Here is a 15,730-nt window from a genome sequence, read left to right as displayed (position 1 = left end):
CGTCATCTGGGCACTGCTGCGCGACGGCCGTGAGTTCCATCCCTCACCACCGATCACAGCCACAGCCGGCGCTTGACACGATCATTGAGACTCCTTCGATCCCTCGGGGGTGTGGAAGTAGCGCTTGCCGCGCGAGGCGGACGCCACCGCGGCGACGACGGCCATCACCGCGGCCGCGGTGAACACGACCACCAGGCCGTGGTGGAACGGGCCGGAGACGAGCCGGGGGAAGAACTCCCCGCCGGTCAGGGCCGAGCGGTCGGCCGGGGAGAGCCCGGCCAGGACGTCCGGGCCGAGCAGGTGCCCGACCGGGTTGCTGCCCAGGAACGCCGCGAACAGCGTGCTGACCGGCGGCAGCTGCGCGACGCCGTCGGCGACGGTGGCCGGGACGCCGTGGGCCTGCAATCCGCTGGTCAGCGTCCGGGGGAGCGACGAGGCCAGCCCGGCGATCATCAGCGAGAAGAACACGCCGATCGACAGCGAGGTCCCGGAGTTCTGGAACGTCGCCCGCATGCCGGAGGCGACCCCGCGCTGTTCGGTCGGCACGCTGCTCATGATCGCCGAGGTGTTGGGCGCGGAGAACATGCCCTGGCCGATCCCGCTGACGACGAGCAGGGCCGCGAAGAGGGGATAGGGGAAGTCCACCGGCAGCGCGAGCAGGCCGAGGAACGCCGCGGCGACCAGCAGCAGCCCGCCGGTCGAGAACAGCCGGGCCCCGAACCGGTCCGACAGGTACCCGGACACCGGTCCGGCGATGAGGAACCCCACGGTGAGCGGCAGCAGGTGGATGCCGGCCCACAAGGGCGTCCGCTCGTAGTCGTAGCCGTGCAGGGGCAGCCAGATCCCCTGCAGCCAGATGATGAGCATGAACTGCATGCCACCACGGGCGACCGAAGTCAGCAACGCGGCGACGTTGCCGGCGGCGAACGCGCGGATCCCGAACAGCGAAAGCCGGAACATCGGCGCGGCCACGCGGGTCTCGAGGACGCCGAACAGGAGGAGCAGCAGCACGCCGGCGCCGATCCCGCCGAGCACCCACGGGTTGCCCCAGCCGGTCGCGGCGCCACCGTGGGGCTGGATGCCGTAGGTGATCGCGGACAGCAGCACCGCGGTCCCGGCGGCGAAGGTGATGTTGCCGCCCCAGTCGACCTTCGCGCGCTGGGGCGTCCCGACTTCGCGGAGGCTGCGGATCGACCAGATCGTGCCGAGCAGCCCGAACGGGACGCTCACCCAGAACACCGCCCGCCAGTCGATCTCGGCGAGCAGCCCGCCGACGACCAGTCCGAGGAACTGCCCGGCCAGCGCGGTGATCTGGTTGACCCCGAGCGCCATCCCGCGCTGCTCGGCGGGGAAGGCGTCGGTCAGGATCGCCGCGGAGTTCGCCGTCAGCATCGACCCGCCGACCGCTTGCACGACCCGCCAGCCGATCAGCCACAGCGCGCCGCCGCCCGCGTGGAACGGGTCGAACGACAACGCCACCGACGCGACGCTGAAGACGACAAAGCCGAGGTTGTACATCTTGACCCGGCCGAACATGTCGCCGAGCCGCCCGAGCGTCACCACCAGCACGGCCTGCACCAGCAGGTAGCCGAGGATCATCCAGAGCAGGTAGCCGATGTTGCCGGGGGCGAGGGGGTCGAGGCCGATGCCGCGGAAGATCGCCGGCAGCGAGATGATGACGATCGAGCCGTCGAGGGCGGACATCAGCACGCCGAGCGTGGTGTTCGAGAGCGCGACCCACTTGTAGCGGCTTTGGGTTCCGGTCAGGGTCACAGCTCGTCCGCCAGGCGCTCGATGAGCGGGATGGCCGCGATCAGCACGCGCCGCTCGGCCTCGGTGAACTGCTCGCTCAGCGCGGCCGCCATCTGCCGGGTGGTCTCGGAGCGGCGGTCGGTGAGCAGCTTGACCCCGGCTTCGGTGACCGACATCAGGACCTTGCGGCCGTCGGAGTCGTCCTTGCGCCGCTCGACGAGCCCGCGCTCGACCAGCCCGGCCAGGGTGACGCCCATGGCCTGCGGCTTGACGCGTTCGAGGTCGGCCAGGCAGCCCGGGGTGGCCGGGCCCTCCCGGTCGAGCCGGGAGAGCACCGACCGTTCGGGCAGCGTCAGCTCCCCGACGACGTACCCCTGCCGCAGCCGCCGGACCAGCCGCCCGAGCGCGACTCGCAGGTCGGTGCTGGCCTGCAGCAGCTCGTCGTCCGGCACGATCGTCAACCTAGACTGATAAACCTGGGTTGATCAACTCGGACGTTTCGCCCGGCCCGGTCGTCAGTGGACGTGCACCGGTCCCTACGCCGGGAACGGATCCGGTCCGGTCGCTTCGCCCAGGCACTCGCGCAGGGCCGCGAGGAGCGCGTCGCCTGCCAGCTCGACGCCGATGAACACCAGCTCCTGCCGCGGCTCCCCGGCGACGCCCTGCGGCTCGAACCTCGCGACCGAGCCCGCCTGGGACCACAGCCCGGTCACCCCGGGCCGGGACGCCAGCGTGAAGAACCCCTTGGACCGCACCACGGTCCCGAACTCGCCGGAGTCGAGCCGCCGCGTCACGAAGTCCCACAGCGCCGCCGGGTCGAACGCCCGCGTGGCGCGGAACACCACGCTCGAGATGCCGTACTCCTCGGTCTCCGGCACGTGGTCGCCGTTCAGCTCGGCCACCCAGCCCGGCGCTTCCTGAGCCCGTGCGACGTCGTACCGGCCGGTCCCGAAGACCCGGTCCAGGGGCACCCGCCCGAAACTGCCGGTGACGACGTCCGCGGCCGGGTTGAGCCGCCGCAGCGTCGCCACCAGCCGGCCGGTGTCCGGGACGAGGTCCGTCTTGTTCAGCAGCAGGACGTCGGCGAACTCGACCTGGTCGATCAGCAGGTCGCTGACCGTCCGCTCGTCGCCTTCGTACTGGTCGAGCCGGCGCTCCACGAGGGAGTCGCCGTCCGCCAGCTCGCGGGCGAAGTTCGCCGCGTCCACCACCGTCACCATCGTGTCGAGGTGGGCGACGGCGTCCAGGAACGTGAACGTCGCCGCCACCGGCATCGGCTCGGAGATCCCGCTCGACTCGATCAGCACGTGGTCGAACCGGTCCTCCGAGCAGAGCGCGGCCACCTCTTCGAGGAGGTCCTCCCGCAGGGTGCAGCAGATGCACCCGTTGGTCAGTTCGACGAGGCGCTCCCGCGAGCGCACGAGGGCCGCGTCGATGTTGACCTCGCTCATGTCGTTGACGATCACCGCGACCCGCAGGCCCGCCCGGTTGGCGAGGATGTGGTTGAGCAGCGTCGTCTTGCCGCGCCGAGGAAACCGGACAGCACCGTGACCGGAACCGTCACGAGTGGAAGTGCTTCATCAGCCGCCGCGGCACGAGCTGGACCTCGCCGTCGACCTTGATCGGCACCAGGTCCACCGGGGCGGCTTTCCACTGTGCCCGCCGGGACCGGGTGGTGCTGCGCGACTTCTTCCGCTTCGGGACGGCCATCAGCGCGTACCCCGCTTCCCGTAGCGGCGGTGGAACTTCTCGACCTGGCCGGCGCTGTCCATGATCCGCTGGGTGCCGGTCCAGAACGGGTGCGACCACGAGCTGATGTCGACCAGGACCAGCGGGTAGGTCTGCCCGTCGGACCACTCGATCGTCTTCTCCGACTTGATCGTGGAGCGGGTCAGGAACGCGTCGCCGGTGGAGCTGTCCTTGAACACGACGGGCTGGTAGTCGGGGTGGATTCCGGTCTTCATCGTTCTTCCTTTCGGTTCGCCGCGGTCGCGTCGTGCCGCGCCGGGCCGGGTTCGGGGTCCTCGCACGGTTCTTCGTGCCAGTCGCCGAACGGGTCGGGGTAGCGCGCCCACGCCTCGGGTCCTGCCGCGAGTTCCTCTTCGGTCAGTAGAGCGCCGCGCAGGGCCGCGTCGATCTCGTCCGGCGTTGTCTGGTCCGTCACCACGACGAGCTCCTGCGCGCGGTCGCCGTGCACCGGGTGCCACCGCAGGGACGCCAGTGTCCGGCGCTCGGGGGAGACGTCCGTCCACTCCGGACCGTCCGGCGCGGCGAGCCACGGCCCGGCGTGGCCGATGCCGAGGCCGCCGCCCGCCGACTCGATCCAGAAGGCGACATCGGGCTGGCTGGCCACCCACGCGCGCCCGCGGGTGCGGACGACGCCCTCGAGCAGGACGTCGAGGGCGTCGTGGAGGCGTTCCGGGTGGAACGGGCGCTGCGCGGTGAAGGTGACCAGGCCGATGCCGCAGTCGACGTGCACCGGCGGCTGGCCGCGCAGGAGGGCGCCGTGCATGTCGGTGACCTCGCCGCGGCGCGCGTCCGCCGGCACGGCGTCGAGCACGCTGTGCCCGTCGATCCGGCTCAGCTCCACGCGGGGAACCGACGGCGCGACCCGGTCGAGGACCGCGGAGGCCTTCGCGGCGGTCCACGCGTCGGTGGCGGCGCCGGCCAGCACGAGGACGTCGGCGAACTCGACCTGCGACAGCGCCACCTGGGCGACCGTGCGCTCGTCCTCCGGGCTGGCCTGCAGGTTCCGCTCGGACAGGACGTCGTCGCCGGTCGCGTCGGCGAGGAAGGTCGCGCAGTCGACGACGGTGAGCACCGCGCGCAGGTCGACGTCGTCGCCGACCGGATGGTCGCCGACCAGGACGTTGCGGATCGCCCAGCTGACCGGCTCCGGCTCCATGGCCTCGTCGAGCCGGACGACGATCCGGCGCACCTGCGGCATCCGCGCCAGGTGCCGCAGCAGGGGGAGCAGGTCTTCGCGCAGCGTGCACGACACGCAGCCGTGCGCCAGTTCGAGCACGGTCAGCTGGTCGCGCCGCTCGAGCCTGAGCCGGCGGCGGACGACGCCGGAGTGGATCTCGCGCAGGTCGTGGTGGACGACGGCGGTGCCGGGCCCGGCCACGCGCAGCAGTTCGGCGAGCGTGGCGTTCGGTCCCGGCGCGAGACCGCTCACCAGGACGAGCGGGATGCGGGAATCAGGGGTCACGAGGGCTCCAGGAATACGGGCGGGGTACGGTGCGTAGAGTAAATGAAAACGACAACCACTATCAACTCGGGAGGTCTCGTGTCTGCCGTGTGCCAGGTCACCGGCCGCAAGCCGGGCTTCGGCAAGCAGGTCTCGCACTCGCACCGCCGCACGTCCCGGCGCTGGGAGCCGAACCTGCAGAACCGTCGCTACTTCGTGCCCGGTGAGGGCCGCTGGGTGCGGCTGCGCGTCTCCGCCAAGGGCATGAAGACGATCGACAAGCGCGGCATCGAGGCCGTCGTGGCCGAACTGAAGGCAAGGGGAGTGAAGCTGTAATGGCGAAGAGCACCGACGTCCGCCCGGTCATCAAGCTGCGGTCCACCGCGGGCACGGGCTTCACGTACGTCACGAAGAAGAACCGGCGCAACGACCCCGACCGGATGGTCCTGCGCAAGTACGACCCGGTCGCGCGCAAGCACGTCGAGTTCAAGGAAGAGCGCTGATGGCCAAGAAGTCGAAGATCGCCAAGAACGAGCAGCGCAAGGTGGTCGCCGCGCGGTACGTCGCGCGGCGGCGCGAGCTCAAGGCCGTCATCGCGTCGCCGTCTTCGTCCCCGCAGGACAAGGCGGCGGCGGTCGTCGCACTGCAGAAACTGCCCCGTGACGCGAGCCCGACGCGCATCCGCAACCGCGACGCCGCCGACGGGCGCCCGCGCGGCTACCTGCGGAAGTTCGGGCTGTCGCGGGTGAAGATGCGGCAGGCCGCGCACGACGGCGAGCTGCCCGGCGTCACGAAGTCGAGCTGGTGAGCCGGATGCCGAAGCCGAACCGGGACCGCCCCGGCAAGCGCAAGGTGAACCTGTTGCACGCCAACCGGATCACCCACGTCGACTGGAAGGACGTCGACCTGCTCCGGAAGTTCATCTCCGACCGGGGCAAGATCCGGGCCCGCCGCGTGACGGGCTTGACCCCGCAGCAGCAGAAGCAGGTCGCGACGGCGATCAAGAACGCTCGCGAGATGGCCCTGCTGCCGTACCCGGCGCCGGGCCGCACGAGCTGAGCCGGTCACGCCACCCGGAACATCTCCGGGTGGCGTGACCCACGCTGGGCTGGCGCGGGGGTGAACCGTCAATAAACTCCCGCCCATGGACGACCCGCACTACCTCTCCGGCCTTCAGCTCACCGGCCGCCGCGTCGTGATGTTCGGCGGCGGCAGCGTGGCCCAGCGGCGGCTGCCGCGGCTGATCAGCGCGGGCGCCCGCGTCGAACTGGTGTCGCCGCACACGACGCCGTCGGTGCAGGGGATGGCGGACGCGGGCGAGCTGGTCTGGCACGAGCGCGGCTACACCGAGGGCGATCTTCGCGACGCCTGGTACGCCCTGGCCTGCACGAACGACCCGGACGTCAACGCGGCGATCTGCGCCGAGGCCGAGCGCGAGCGGGTGTTCTGCGTCCGCGCCGACGAGGGCGAGTCCGGGTCCGCGGTCACCCCGGCGTCCGGCCGCCACGGCGGCCTGCTGTTCGGCGTCCTGTCCGGCGGCGAGCCGCTGCGCTCGGCGGCGGTCCGCGACTCGATGCTCGACGGCCTGCACAACGGCACGATCGAAGACGGCAGGCAGCCACACCCCGAGGGCAGCCTGCCCGGGGTGGCACTGGTCGGCGGCGGCCCGGGCGACCCGGAGCTGATCACGGTCCGCGGCCGGCGGCTGCTCTCGCGCGCCGACGTCGTCGTGGTTGACCGCCTGGGGCCGCGCGAGCTGCTCGACGAGCTCGCGCCCGAGGTCGAGGTCGTCGACGCGGCGAAGATCCCCTACGGCCGCGCCGCCAGCCAGGACGTCATCAACCGGACGCTGATCGAGAAGGCCAAGGAGGGCAAGTTCGTGGTCCGCCTCAAGGGCGGCGACCCGTACCTGTTCGGCCGCGGCTTCGAAGAGGTGCTGGCCTGCGCCGAGGCGGGCGTCCCGGTGACGATGGTCCCGGGCATCACGAGCGCGTTCGCGGTCCCGGCGGTGGCCGACGTCCCGGTCACCCACCGCGGCGTCGCGCACGAGGTCGTGGTGGTCTCCGGCCACGTGGCCCCGGGCGACGACCGGTCGCTGGTGGACTGGGAGCTGCTGGCCCGGATGCGCGGCACGATCGTGCTGATGATGGGCGTGGAGCGGCTGCCGCAGTTCGCGAAGGCCCTGCTGGACGGCGGCCGCCCCGGCGACACCCCGGTGGCGATCGTGGAGGACGGCACGATGCGGACCCAGCGCACCCTGCGGTCCACATTGGACACGGTGGTCACCGACGCGGCGGCCTCGGGCGTGCGACCGCCGGCGATCATCGTGATCGGCCCGGTCGCGGGGCTCGCCCCGGTCAAGTCCGCATAGCGAGCTGGCAGTCAAATGGGTGTCGGCCCTCCCGGTACCGGCCTGACGATGTCAGGCTGGTACCGGGAGGGTGTCCATGAGCAGCAGGAACGGCCGGCGGCCGCCTGACGGCTCCAGCCATGGAGCGAGGACGGACGCGGCGGCTCCCCGGCCACGACAGCTGCCTCGCGACGTCACCCACTTCATCGGTCGGGAAGACGAACTCCGAGAGCTGGACTCACTGCTCGACGCCCCGAGGCGCACGGTGGTGATATCCGCCATTTCCGGAGCAGCGGGAGTTGGTAAGACCTCGCTGGCGATCCGGTGGGCTCATCGAGTCGAAGAGCACTTCCCGGACGGTCAGCTCTACGCGAACCTCCGCGGTTACGATCCCGGCGAGCCGTTGACGGCGCTCGACGTACTCGGGGCCTTTCTCCGAGCTATGGACGTGCCTGGCGACCGCATAGCCGATGAGGTCGAGGCCATGGCAGCCACGTTTCGCTCAGTGCTCGCCGGACGTCGGATTCTGGTAGTCCTCGACAATGCCGCCACGCCGGAACAGGTCCGGCCCCTGCTGCCCAACGAGCCCGGCTGCCTGGTCGTGGTGACCAGTCGGAATGCGTTGTCGGGCCTGGTGGCCAGAGATGGAGCCCACCGCATCGATCTCGACGTGCTTGCTCCCGAGGAGGCTTATGCGCTACTCAAGGAGGTGATCAGAGATGGCCGGGCCGAGCGTGAGGTCAATGCGACGATCGAGCTCACGCGGCAATGCGCCTATCTCCCGCTCGCGTTGCGGATCGCTGCCGAGCGGGTTGTGGGAAACCCGCACGTCGAGGTTGCCGACCTGGCCCGTGACCTTGTCCGGGAACATCGTCGACTCGACTTTCTCGCCTTCGGGGACGATGAGGCTTCCGCAGTCGAAACGGTGTTCTCGTGGTCTTACGAGGCGCTTCCCGAAGAGCTTTCCCGAACTTTCCGGTTGCTGAGTCTTCACCCTGGACCGGTCATCGGTATCGCCGCGGCAGCGGACCTCCTGGGCGTCTCGATCGGCATGGCGAGGCACCGGATGGATTCGCTGGTGGCAGTTCACCTGATTGCCGAGGTGGCAGCGGGCAGATTCCAGTTTCACGATTTGCTTCGCATCTACGCGGGAAAGCGCGCATCGGACGACGAACCGGCCGAGTCGCGCGAGGCCGCGATCGCGCGATGCTACCAGTGGTACCTGCACACCGCCCATGCTGCGCTGTACTCGTTCTACCCCGAGCACCCACAGGTGCCGATAGTCGATCGACCCGCGGACTGCCGGCCGCTGCTGTTCGGCGGGCGGGAAGAGGCGCGGCGGTGGTTCGCGATGGAGCGACAAAACCTGATGGCGGTCGTCCAGCGAGCGCCGGAGGTGAACCAGTACACGGTCGGCTGGCAGCTGCCGAATGCCTTGGATTGTTTCTTGGCGATGCACCACTTCAAGGCAGAACGCATCGCGATTCACCAGTGCGGGCTCGCCGCGGCGCTGCGCGTCGAAGATCGGCTCGGTGAGCAATGGGCTCACGGCCACCTAGGCGAAGCCTTTCAGGCGGCTCTCCGGTATGACGAGGCCATCAGCTGTCATCTGCGCAGCCTTTCCATCGCGGATGAGTTCGGCGACGGGTTCGGCCAGGCTGCGTCACTCAACGACCTCGGCACCGCTTACCTCGCGCTGGGGCGCTTCGAAGAGGCGGTCGACCATCTTCGTCGCGCATTGGAGAAATGTCGATCGATCAGACACTCCCGCAACGAGGGCACCGCCGAGGTCAACCTCGGGGCTGCCCTCTCCGGACTCGGCCTGGCTGATGATGCCCTGAAACACGCCTACCGAGGATTGCGGATCTTCCAACGGATGGGGGCGGTCGGTTCGGCCGGCTGGGCGCTCTGGACGCTCGGTCGGATCTGGGACGGGAAGGGCAGCGCCGACGACGCAATCCGTCACCTGCGGGACGCCGTAGATGTTTACGGCGAGGCAGCGCAAAACCATCACAGTGCTGAAGTGCTCGTCGAACTCGGAAGGATCCTCAGGCGGATCGGCCGGACCGACGAAGCGCTCGACGCATGGCGGACAGCCCACGCAATCTTCACCGGACTCGGTTCGGCCATGAAGGAAGACGTCGAGGTCCTCCTCGCCGATGACTTTCAATCCTCGTAGCGGCTCGCCGCGAAGTCCCGGATCGCGTCGGACAGCCGGGTCGGGTCGAACCTCAGCTCGACCGGGCTGCGCGCCTGGACGAACTCCGCGTCCGGCATGTCCACCGCCAGGGTGTCCGCGTCGCCGAACGGGTGGATCGGGTCGCCTTGGTGGCCGATCACCAGCGCCCGCGTCGTGATCTTGCGGCGCACCGACTTCGGCGGCGCGATCCGGCCGAACAGTACCCCGTGCAGCAGCGCCGCCATCGGCGCCGGGCGTTGTGAGAGCGTGTCCGTCACGACGTCGACCCACTGGTTGCCGTGGGGGACCAGGGAGGCCGCGAGCGCCACCGCCTGGACCGTCACCGGCAGGAACCGGGCCGCCATCAGCAGCGGCGCGAACGTGATCAGCCCCGCCACGATCGCGTTGTCCAGCACCGGCATCTCGACGATCAGCCCGCGCACCCGGTCCGGGGCCAGCACCGCGACTTCCAGCGAGACGTTCGCGCCGAGCGACGTCCCGCCGATCACCGCGGCGCCGACCTCCAGGTGGTCCAGCAGCGCCAGGGTCTGCTCCGCGAACGACGGCATCGAGTAGAGCCACGACTCGGTCGGCCGGTCGGAGTCGCCGTGGCCGAGGAGGTCGAGCGTGACGACCCGGAACCCCGCGCGGGCCAGCCGGCGCGCGAGGGGCGCGTGCATCCGGCGGGTCAGCATGATGCCGTGGGTGAGCACGACGACGCGGTCGCCGCTGCCGAACTCCGTGTACCAGAGCCGGTGTCCTTCGTGCTCGAACGAGCCGGTCAGCTCGATCGGGCGGGACGCGCGCCGCGCCGGGGTCACGGGGGGATCGGGCTCGATCGCGGTCGCGCTGCTGGCCGGGCTCATGTCCCACCGTCCTCCCCGTGTCGTGCTGACCTCTGTTCAGGAAAGCATCCCGCGCGCCCCTCGGCACAGTGACGTCGCCATCAGTTGACAAGGTGCCAATGGCGGCCCGGCGCGGTCATGGGTGAAGATGACCCCCATGACCGCTACTGCTGACAGTCTGCCCGGCCTCGTTTCCCTCAAGGTCGACGTCGACGGCCCCGTGGCCGAAGTGACGCTTCTCGGCCCGTCGAAGGGCAACGCGATGGGTCCGGACTTCTGGCGCGAGCTGCCCCTGGTCTTCCGCGCGCTGGACGCGGACCCGCAGGTCAGGGCCGTCGTGCTCACCGGCAGCGGCAAGCACTTCTCCTACGGCCTCGACCTGCCGGCGATGATGGGCGACTGGGCGCCGATGCTCGGCGGCGAGAACCTGGCGGGCCCGCGGACGGCCTTCCTCGACCAGGTCCGGTCGCTGCAGGCGGCGGTCAGCTCGATCGCGGAATGCCGCAAACCGGTCGTCGCGGCCGTTTCGGGCTGGTGCATCGGCGGCGGGGTCGACGTGGTCGCCGCCGCGGACATCCGCCTGGCCAGCGCCGACGCCAAGTTCAGCGTCCGCGAGGTGCGCGTCGCCATCGTGGCCGACCTCGGCAGCCTGCAGCGGCTGGCCTCGATCATCGGGGAGGGGCACCTGCGCGAGCTCGCCCTGACCGGCAAGGACATCGACGCCGCCCGCGCCGAGAAGATCGGCCTCGTCAACGACGTCCACGCCGACCAGGAGGCCCTGCTGAAGGCCGCGCGGGAACTCGCCGGGGAGATCGCTGCGAACCCGCCGCTCGTGGTGCAGGGTACGAAGCAGGTACTGGCGACGAACACCGAGCGCCAGGTCGCCGACGGCCTCCGGTACGTCGCGGCGTGGAACTCGGCGTTCCTGCCCAGCAAGGACCTCGGCGAAGCGGTCCAGGCCTTCCTGGAGCGCCGCTCGCCGGAGTTCAAGGGCGAATAACGGAGGAGGCAGCGTGAGCGCTTCGGAAGTCCACCACGCGTTCCGCGTCGCGCGGGACTACCTGCAGGTCCACCGCGAGGACTACGAGACGGCCTACCGGGACTTCGCCTGGCCGGAGTTCGACGAGTTCAACTGGGCGATCGACTGGTTCGACGTCGTCGCGCACGACCCGGCCAACGCCGAGCGGTACGCGTTGTGGATCGTCGAGGAGGACGGCCGCGAGAACCGCTGGACCTACCCGGAGATGTCCGGCCGCTCCAACCAGGTCGCGAACTGGCTGCGCTCGCTCGGTGTCCGCCGCGGCGACCGGCTGATCCTCATGCTGGGCAACCAGGGCGAGCTGTGGGAGACCATCCTCGCCGCGATCAAGCTCGGTGCGGTGATCATCCCGGCGTCCACGCTGCTCGGGCCGGCCGACCTGACCGACCGCGTGGAGCGCGGCGCGGCCAAGCACGTCGTGGTGCGCTCGGTGGACGCGCCGAAGTTCGCGGACGTCTCCGGCGGCTACACGCGGATCGCGGTGGGGGAGCCGGTCGAGGGCTGGCACTCCTACTCGGCGGCGTTCGCCGAGTCCCCGGAGTTCGCCCCGGACGCCCCCACGAAGGCCGGCGACCCGCTGCTGCTCTACTTCACCTCCGGCACGACGGCGAAGCCGAAGCTCGTGCAGCACACGCACGTCTCCTACCCGGTCGGCCACCTGTCCACGATGTACTGGATCGGGCTGGAGCCGGGTGACGTCCACCTGAACATCTCCTCGCCCGGCTGGGCGAAGCACGCGTGGAGCAACTTCTTCGCGCCGTGGAACGCCGAGGCGACGGTGTTCCTCTACAACTACAACCGCTTCGACGCGGGCGCGCTGATGGCGCAGATGGACCGCTGCGGCGTCACGAGCTTCTGCGCGCCGCCGACGGTGTGGCGGATGCTGATCCAGGCCGACCTGACGGCGCTGAGGACCCCGCCGAAGAAGGTCGTCGGGGCGGGGGAGCCGCTCAACCCCGAGGTCATCGAGCAGGTCCAGAAGTCGTGGGGCGTCACCATCCGCGACGGCTTCGGCCAGACCGAGAGCAGCGTCCAGATCGCGAACACGCCGGGCCAGGACGTGGTGCCCGGCTCGATGGGCCGCCCGCTGCCCGGGTTCGTGGTGGCGCTGGTCGACCCGGTGTCGGGCAAGCGCGCCTCGGAAGGCGAGATCTGCCTGGACCTGCAGCACCGCCCGGTCGGTCTGATGACCGGCTACGCCGGCGACGACGAGCGCACGTCCGCCGCGTTCTCCGGCGGCTTCTACCACACCGGCGACGTCGGCTCGATCGACGAACGCGGCTACATCACCTACGTCGGGCGCACCGACGACGTGTTCAAGGCGTCGGATTACCGGATCTCGCCGTTCGAGCTGGAGAGCGTGCTGATCGAGCACGAGGCGGTGGCGGAGGCCGCGGTGGTCCCGGCGCCCGACCCGATCCGGCTCGCGGTGCCCAAGGCGTACGTCGTGCTGGCTTCGGGCTTCTCCCCGGACGCCGGGACCGCGCGGTCGATCCTCGCGTACTGCCGCGAGCACCTGGCGCCGTACAAGCGGATCCGCCGGCTGGAGTTCGCGGAGCTGCCGAAGACGATCTCGGGCAAGATCCGCCGCGTCGAGCTGCGGGGCCGCGAGAACGACCCGGCCCGCGGCGCCGGCACGGAGTTCCGCGAAGAGGACTTCCCGGACCTCAAGTCCTGACCCGAGCGCCCCCAGGTGGCGGCGCTGGTCAGCCGCGGGTGCCCTCGACCTGGCGGCCGTCCTCGGTCGAGCACGCCGTCACCGGGTCGTTCGGGCCGCTGCCGCACGTCCACTCGTCGAGGACCACCGGGCCCGGGCCGTCGGCGGAGGCCGCCTCGGCCGGGGTCAGCTTCGCGAAGTAGTCCTTCAGCAGCTTGGTCGCCGCGGCGCAGTCGACCTGGCCGTGCGCGACGACCGCCGTCTTCGCGCCGCCCGTGCCGGTGACGTCGCCGCAGGGCACGCCGGGAGCCGTCGACCCGGCCGCCGCGGCCGCGGCCGGGACCGGTGCGGGCTCGCCGGAGGACGGCGCGGCGGGTGCCGGGTCGCCGCCGCCGCAGCCGGCCAGGAGGGCGGTCGCGGCGACGAACAGCAGGGGGTAGGCGAATGTCTTCATGGGCCCTTCAGGAGCGGGAACGGATCGGGAGGGGTCACTCGGAGGGCACGACGGCGGCGAACACCGTCTGCTCGCCCTTCGTGCAGGTGGTGCCGCCTTGCGCGGCCGGCGGCCCGGAGGTGCACAGCCAGCCGTCGACGGTCTCGTTCACCGCGTCGTTCGAACCGGCGCCCTGGCGTCCGGCGATCTTGCGGTGGAAGTCGCCGACGAGCTTCGTCGCCGCGACGCAGCTGACGCCGGCCGAGCCGCTGTCGAACACGTAGAGCGTCAGCCCGCTGGCGGCGGTCACCGTGCCGCAGGACCCGGGCACCGACGGCGGCGCGCCGGACGGCTTCGTCACCGGCGCGGGCGCCGACGAGCCGGCGCCGGCGGGCGGTGGCGGGGGAGCGGTGGTCGGGGACGACGCCGCCGCGGACGTCGAAGGCGGGGCCGACGTGGCGGGGGCCTGCGCGGCCGGCTCGCCGGAGCAGGCCGCGAGCGCGGGTGCGGCGAGGCAGGCGGCGAGCAGCGGCCGCCACGTCCTCGTGGTGGTCGGGTGGGGCACCGCGATCGTTTCCTCCCCGGTCAGGTGGACCCGGTCATTCTGGCCCATCCGGGGCGGGGCGCCGTGGAGCGGCTCGCCCACAGGTGTGCCGCAGATTACTCCGGCCGGGTGGCGGCCGGTCACGGTGGGCGGCCCTAGACTGTCCACAATGGACGATTAACATTCCGTTCACGCTCCGAAACCTCACGCTGTCATCAAGAATCGATCGGTCTAATTCCGCCTGTGCCGGTTAACAATCCGGCTTCGCGGGCCGAAGATCTTGGTGGAAGCGCCGAGCGCTTCCCGTCCCCGAAACCCGTCCCGAGCCCGTGAGAGCGATGAACGCCGACGCTGTGACCAGCCCCGAAGCCAGCACCGACGAGACCCCCGACGACACCACCGGCCCGGCCGGCCCGCCGACCGTCCCCAGCAGCGTCGTCTGGTGCTGCGGGCGGCCCTACGTCCTGGAGGCGCGCCCCGGCCGCGCCCGCTGGATGGGCACCGACTACCGGGGCCGTCCCGAGGCGCTGAGCAGCGCCGAACTGCAGCGGCGCGGCTGGAGCCGCCGCCGCGCCTGCTGACTACGCTGAGCGGGTGAGCACAGCCGCACCCGAACCAGCCGCTCAGGCGAGCGCCGCCGAGCCGTCCCTGCTGAAGCAGGCGTTCAACGTCCCCAACATGCTGTCGCTGCTGCGGCTCGCCGGCGTGCCGGTGTTCCTGTGGCTGCTGCTGGGGCCGGAGGAGGACGGCTGGGCGCTCGCGCTGCTGGTGTTCAGCGCGCTGACCGACTGGCTCGACGGCAAGCTGGCCCGCTGGCTCAACCAGATGTCCCGGCTCGGCCAGCTGCTCGACCCGGCGGCCGACCGGCTCTACATCCTCGCGACGCTCATCGCGTTCCTCGTCCGCGGCATCATCCCGTGGTGGGTCGTGGTGCCCCTGGTGCTGCGCGAAGCGGTGCTGGGCGTCTGCGTGATCGTGCTGCGCCGCCGCGGCTTCGCCCCGCCGGAGGTGACCTACATCGGCAAGGGCGCGACGTTCGTGCTGATGTACGCGTTCCCGTTCCTGCTGCTCGCGCAGGGTGGCTCGGACGTGGCCGCGGTGGCCCGGCCGATCGGCTACGCGTTCACGATCTGGGGCGCGGTCCTCTACGTCTGGTCCGGCGTGCTGTACGTCGTGCAAGCGCGCAACGCCCTGCGCGGTGACGCCTCACCCGAGAGCGAGCCGGTCGCGCCCGGCGCCGCCGGCGACTGAGCGCGACCTTTTTCCCGGCCCGTGCCGGGCGGCTGCGCCGTGTGGGTGTAAGACTTCGCCCAGCACGTTTCGCCAGTGAGGGCATGAAAGGGGACCGGCATTGTCCGCTCCTGAAGAGCTTCGCTACACCGAGGAACACGAGTGGGTCGCCACCCGCGGCGAGGACACCCTCGTCCGCGTCGGCATCACCGAGTACGCGCAGGACCAGCTCGGCGACGTCGTCTTCGTCGACCTGCCCGAGGTCGGCCGCCAGGTGAGCGCGGGCGACGTGTTCGGCGAGGTCGAGTCGACCAAGAGCGTTTCCGAGCTGTTCGCGCCCGTCGACGGCGAGGTCGTGGCGGTGAACGACGCCGTCGCCGACTCGCCCGAGCTGATCAACAGCGACCCCTACGGCGAGGGCTGGCTGATCGAGATCCGGCTCGACGACCCGGCGGGCCTGGAAGCCCTGCTCGAAGCCGAGGCGTACGACGCCCTGACCAAGGGCTGAAGC

19 protein-coding genes and 1 pseudogene are annotated in these 15,730 nt (G+C 70.9%); 11 read left to right on the top strand and 9 right to left on the bottom strand.

Annotated elements, in window-relative coordinates:
- Positions 1-81: 81 nt before the first annotated feature.
- The 6 genes and pseudogenes from ACWEVP_RS36860 to mrf all read right to left on the bottom strand — a co-directional run bounded on the left by ACWEVP_RS36860 (position 82) and on the right by mrf (position 4,963).
- Entirely contained in the window at positions 82-1,773 is a 1,692-nt protein-coding gene (locus ACWEVP_RS36860) for an MFS transporter (RefSeq protein ID WP_452067189.1), read from the bottom strand.
- Positions 1,770-2,204: a MarR family winged helix-turn-helix transcriptional regulator gene (locus tag ACWEVP_RS36855; RefSeq protein ID WP_452067188.1), complete on the bottom strand. Its 435-nt coding sequence runs from the start codon at positions 2,202-2,204 to the stop codon at positions 1,770-1,772. The genes ACWEVP_RS36860 and ACWEVP_RS36855 overlap by 4 nt, the downstream gene beginning before the upstream one ends.
- Before the next feature lie 84 nt (positions 2,205-2,288).
- Positions 2,289-3,316: pseudogene (locus tag ACWEVP_RS36850) on the bottom strand (GTP-binding protein).
- Positions 3,313-3,462, bottom strand: coding sequence for a 50S ribosomal protein L32 (gene rpmF, locus ACWEVP_RS36845; RefSeq protein WP_452067187.1), 150 nt, complete (start codon positions 3,460-3,462; stop codon positions 3,313-3,315). The pseudogene ACWEVP_RS36850 and the gene rpmF overlap by 4 nt, the downstream one beginning before the upstream one ends.
- A complete protein-coding gene (locus ACWEVP_RS36840) occupies positions 3,462-3,716 on the bottom strand; it encodes a type B 50S ribosomal protein L31 (protein WP_452067186.1) in 255 nt (84 codons plus the stop codon). The genes rpmF and ACWEVP_RS36840 overlap by 1 nt, the downstream gene beginning before the upstream one ends.
- Positions 3,713-4,963 (bottom strand): ribosome hibernation factor-recruiting GTPase MRF, encoded by a 1,251-nt coding sequence (mrf, locus tag ACWEVP_RS36835; protein ID WP_452067185.1) that lies wholly within the window; start codon positions 4,961-4,963, stop codon positions 3,713-3,715. The genes ACWEVP_RS36840 and mrf overlap by 4 nt, the downstream gene beginning before the upstream one ends.
- A 78-nt stretch (positions 4,964-5,041) precedes the next feature.
- Here mrf and rpmB point away from each other — a divergent pair, with 78 nt between their 5' ends.
- From rpmB to ACWEVP_RS36805, 6 genes are all read left to right on the top strand, one after another.
- Positions 5,042-5,278: a 50S ribosomal protein L28 gene (rpmB, locus tag ACWEVP_RS36830; protein ID WP_452067184.1), complete on the top strand. Its 237-nt coding sequence runs from the start codon at positions 5,042-5,044 to the stop codon at positions 5,276-5,278.
- Complete coding sequence (gene rpmG / locus ACWEVP_RS36825) at positions 5,278-5,445, top strand: 50S ribosomal protein L33 (RefSeq protein WP_372665302.1); 168 nt, start codon at positions 5,278-5,280, stop codon at positions 5,443-5,445. Before rpmB ends, rpmG begins: the two co-directional genes overlap by 1 nt.
- Entirely contained in the window at positions 5,445-5,750 is a 306-nt protein-coding gene (rpsN, locus tag ACWEVP_RS36820) for a 30S ribosomal protein S14 (RefSeq protein WP_452067183.1), read from the top strand. The genes rpmG and rpsN overlap by 1 nt, the downstream gene beginning before the upstream one ends.
- Complete coding sequence (gene rpsR / locus ACWEVP_RS36815) at positions 5,747-6,001, top strand: 30S ribosomal protein S18 (RefSeq protein ID WP_452067182.1); 255 nt, start codon at positions 5,747-5,749, stop codon at positions 5,999-6,001. Before rpsN ends, rpsR begins: the two co-directional genes overlap by 4 nt.
- An 85-nt stretch (positions 6,002-6,086) precedes the next feature.
- A complete protein-coding gene (gene cobA, locus ACWEVP_RS36810; RefSeq protein ID WP_452067181.1) occupies positions 6,087-7,313 on the top strand; it encodes a uroporphyrinogen-III C-methyltransferase in 1,227 nt (408 codons plus the stop codon).
- A 76-nt stretch (positions 7,314-7,389) separates the two neighbouring features.
- Positions 7,390-9,471, top strand: a complete 2,082-nt coding sequence (locus ACWEVP_RS36805; protein ID WP_452067180.1) for an ATP-binding protein — start codon at positions 7,390-7,392, stop codon at positions 9,469-9,471.
- Here the strand turns inward: ACWEVP_RS36805 and ACWEVP_RS36800 are convergent.
- Positions 9,459-10,337 (bottom strand): alpha/beta fold hydrolase, encoded by an 879-nt coding sequence (locus ACWEVP_RS36800; protein ID WP_452067179.1) that lies wholly within the window; start codon positions 10,335-10,337, stop codon positions 9,459-9,461. The genes ACWEVP_RS36805 and ACWEVP_RS36800 overlap by 13 nt on opposite strands.
- 136 nt (positions 10,338-10,473) lie before the next feature.
- On the opposite strand from ACWEVP_RS36800, the gene ACWEVP_RS36795 reads away from it, so the two are divergent.
- Together ACWEVP_RS36795 and ACWEVP_RS36790 are read left to right on the top strand one after the other, a co-directional pair.
- The gene (locus tag ACWEVP_RS36795; protein ID WP_452067178.1) at positions 10,474-11,316 is read left to right on the top strand and encodes a crotonase/enoyl-CoA hydratase family protein; all 843 of its coding nucleotides are present in this window, start codon (positions 10,474-10,476) and stop codon (positions 11,314-11,316) included.
- A gap of 13 nt (positions 11,317-11,329) precedes the next feature.
- Positions 11,330-13,033 (top strand): AMP-binding protein, encoded by a 1,704-nt coding sequence (locus ACWEVP_RS36790; protein WP_452067177.1) that lies wholly within the window; start codon positions 11,330-11,332, stop codon positions 13,031-13,033.
- A 28-nt stretch (positions 13,034-13,061) separates the two neighbouring features.
- Here the strand turns inward: ACWEVP_RS36790 and ACWEVP_RS36785 are convergent, their stop codons facing one another.
- Together ACWEVP_RS36785 and ACWEVP_RS36780 are read right to left on the bottom strand one after the other, a co-directional pair.
- Entirely contained in the window at positions 13,062-13,466 is a 405-nt protein-coding gene (locus ACWEVP_RS36785; RefSeq protein WP_452067176.1) for a hypothetical protein, read from the bottom strand.
- A 34-nt stretch (positions 13,467-13,500) separates the two neighbouring features.
- Positions 13,501-14,010 (bottom strand): hypothetical protein, encoded by a 510-nt coding sequence (locus ACWEVP_RS36780; RefSeq protein WP_452067175.1) that lies wholly within the window; start codon positions 14,008-14,010, stop codon positions 13,501-13,503.
- A gap of 317 nt (positions 14,011-14,327) precedes the next feature.
- On the opposite strand from ACWEVP_RS36780, the gene ACWEVP_RS36775 reads away from it, so the two are divergent.
- The 3 genes from ACWEVP_RS36775 to gcvH all read left to right on the top strand — a co-directional run bounded on the left by ACWEVP_RS36775 (position 14,328) and on the right by gcvH (position 15,727).
- The gene (locus ACWEVP_RS36775; RefSeq protein ID WP_452067174.1) at positions 14,328-14,570 is read left to right on the top strand and encodes a hypothetical protein; all 243 of its coding nucleotides are present in this window, start codon (positions 14,328-14,330) and stop codon (positions 14,568-14,570) included.
- 13 nt (positions 14,571-14,583) lie between these two features.
- Positions 14,584-15,240, top strand: a complete 657-nt coding sequence (locus tag ACWEVP_RS36770; RefSeq protein ID WP_452067173.1) for a CDP-alcohol phosphatidyltransferase family protein — start codon at positions 14,584-14,586, stop codon at positions 15,238-15,240.
- A 100-nt stretch (positions 15,241-15,340) separates the two neighbouring features.
- On the top strand, positions 15,341-15,727 hold the full coding sequence (gcvH, locus tag ACWEVP_RS36765) for a glycine cleavage system protein GcvH (RefSeq protein WP_072478753.1): 387 nt from the start codon (positions 15,341-15,343) through the stop codon (positions 15,725-15,727).
- Positions 15,728-15,730: the final 3 nt, after the last annotated feature.

This window comes from Amycolatopsis sp. NPDC003865 (assembly GCF_053605345.1).
Note: the sequence above shows the minus strand (reverse complement) of the source record. Positions and strands in the feature narration are given on the sequence as shown.

Bases quoted from the DNA above. Each gene is read 5' to 3' on its own strand.
- rpmF (WP_452067187.1), bottom strand. From the start codon at position 3,462: ATGGCCGTCCCGAAGCGGAAGAAGTCGCGCAGCACCACCCGGTCCCGG.
- ACWEVP_RS36840 (WP_452067186.1), bottom strand. From the start codon at position 3,716: ATGAAGACCGGAATCCACCCCGACTACCAGCCCGTCGTGTTCAAGGAC.
- rpmG (WP_372665302.1), top strand. From the start codon at position 5,278: ATGGCGAAGAGCACCGACGTCCGCCCGGTCATCAAGCTGCGGTCCACC.
- rpsN (WP_452067183.1), top strand. From the start codon at position 5,445: ATGGCCAAGAAGTCGAAGATCGCCAAGAACGAGCAGCGCAAGGTGGTC.
- cobA (WP_452067181.1), top strand. From the start codon at position 6,087: ATGGACGACCCGCACTACCTCTCCGGCCTTCAGCTCACCGGCCGCCGC.
- ACWEVP_RS36805 (WP_452067180.1), top strand. From the start codon at position 7,390: ATGAGCAGCAGGAACGGCCGGCGGCCGCCTGACGGCTCCAGCCATGGA.
- ACWEVP_RS36800 (WP_452067179.1), bottom strand. From the start codon at position 10,337: ATGAGCCCGGCCAGCAGCGCGACCGCGATCGAGCCCGATCCCCCCGTG.
- ACWEVP_RS36795 (WP_452067178.1), top strand. From the start codon at position 10,474: ATGACCGCTACTGCTGACAGTCTGCCCGGCCTCGTTTCCCTCAAGGTC.
- ACWEVP_RS36785 (WP_452067176.1), bottom strand. From the start codon at position 13,466: ATGAAGACATTCGCCTACCCCCTGCTGTTCGTCGCCGCGACCGCCCTC.
- ACWEVP_RS36775 (WP_452067174.1), top strand. From the start codon at position 14,328: ATGAACGCCGACGCTGTGACCAGCCCCGAAGCCAGCACCGACGAGACC.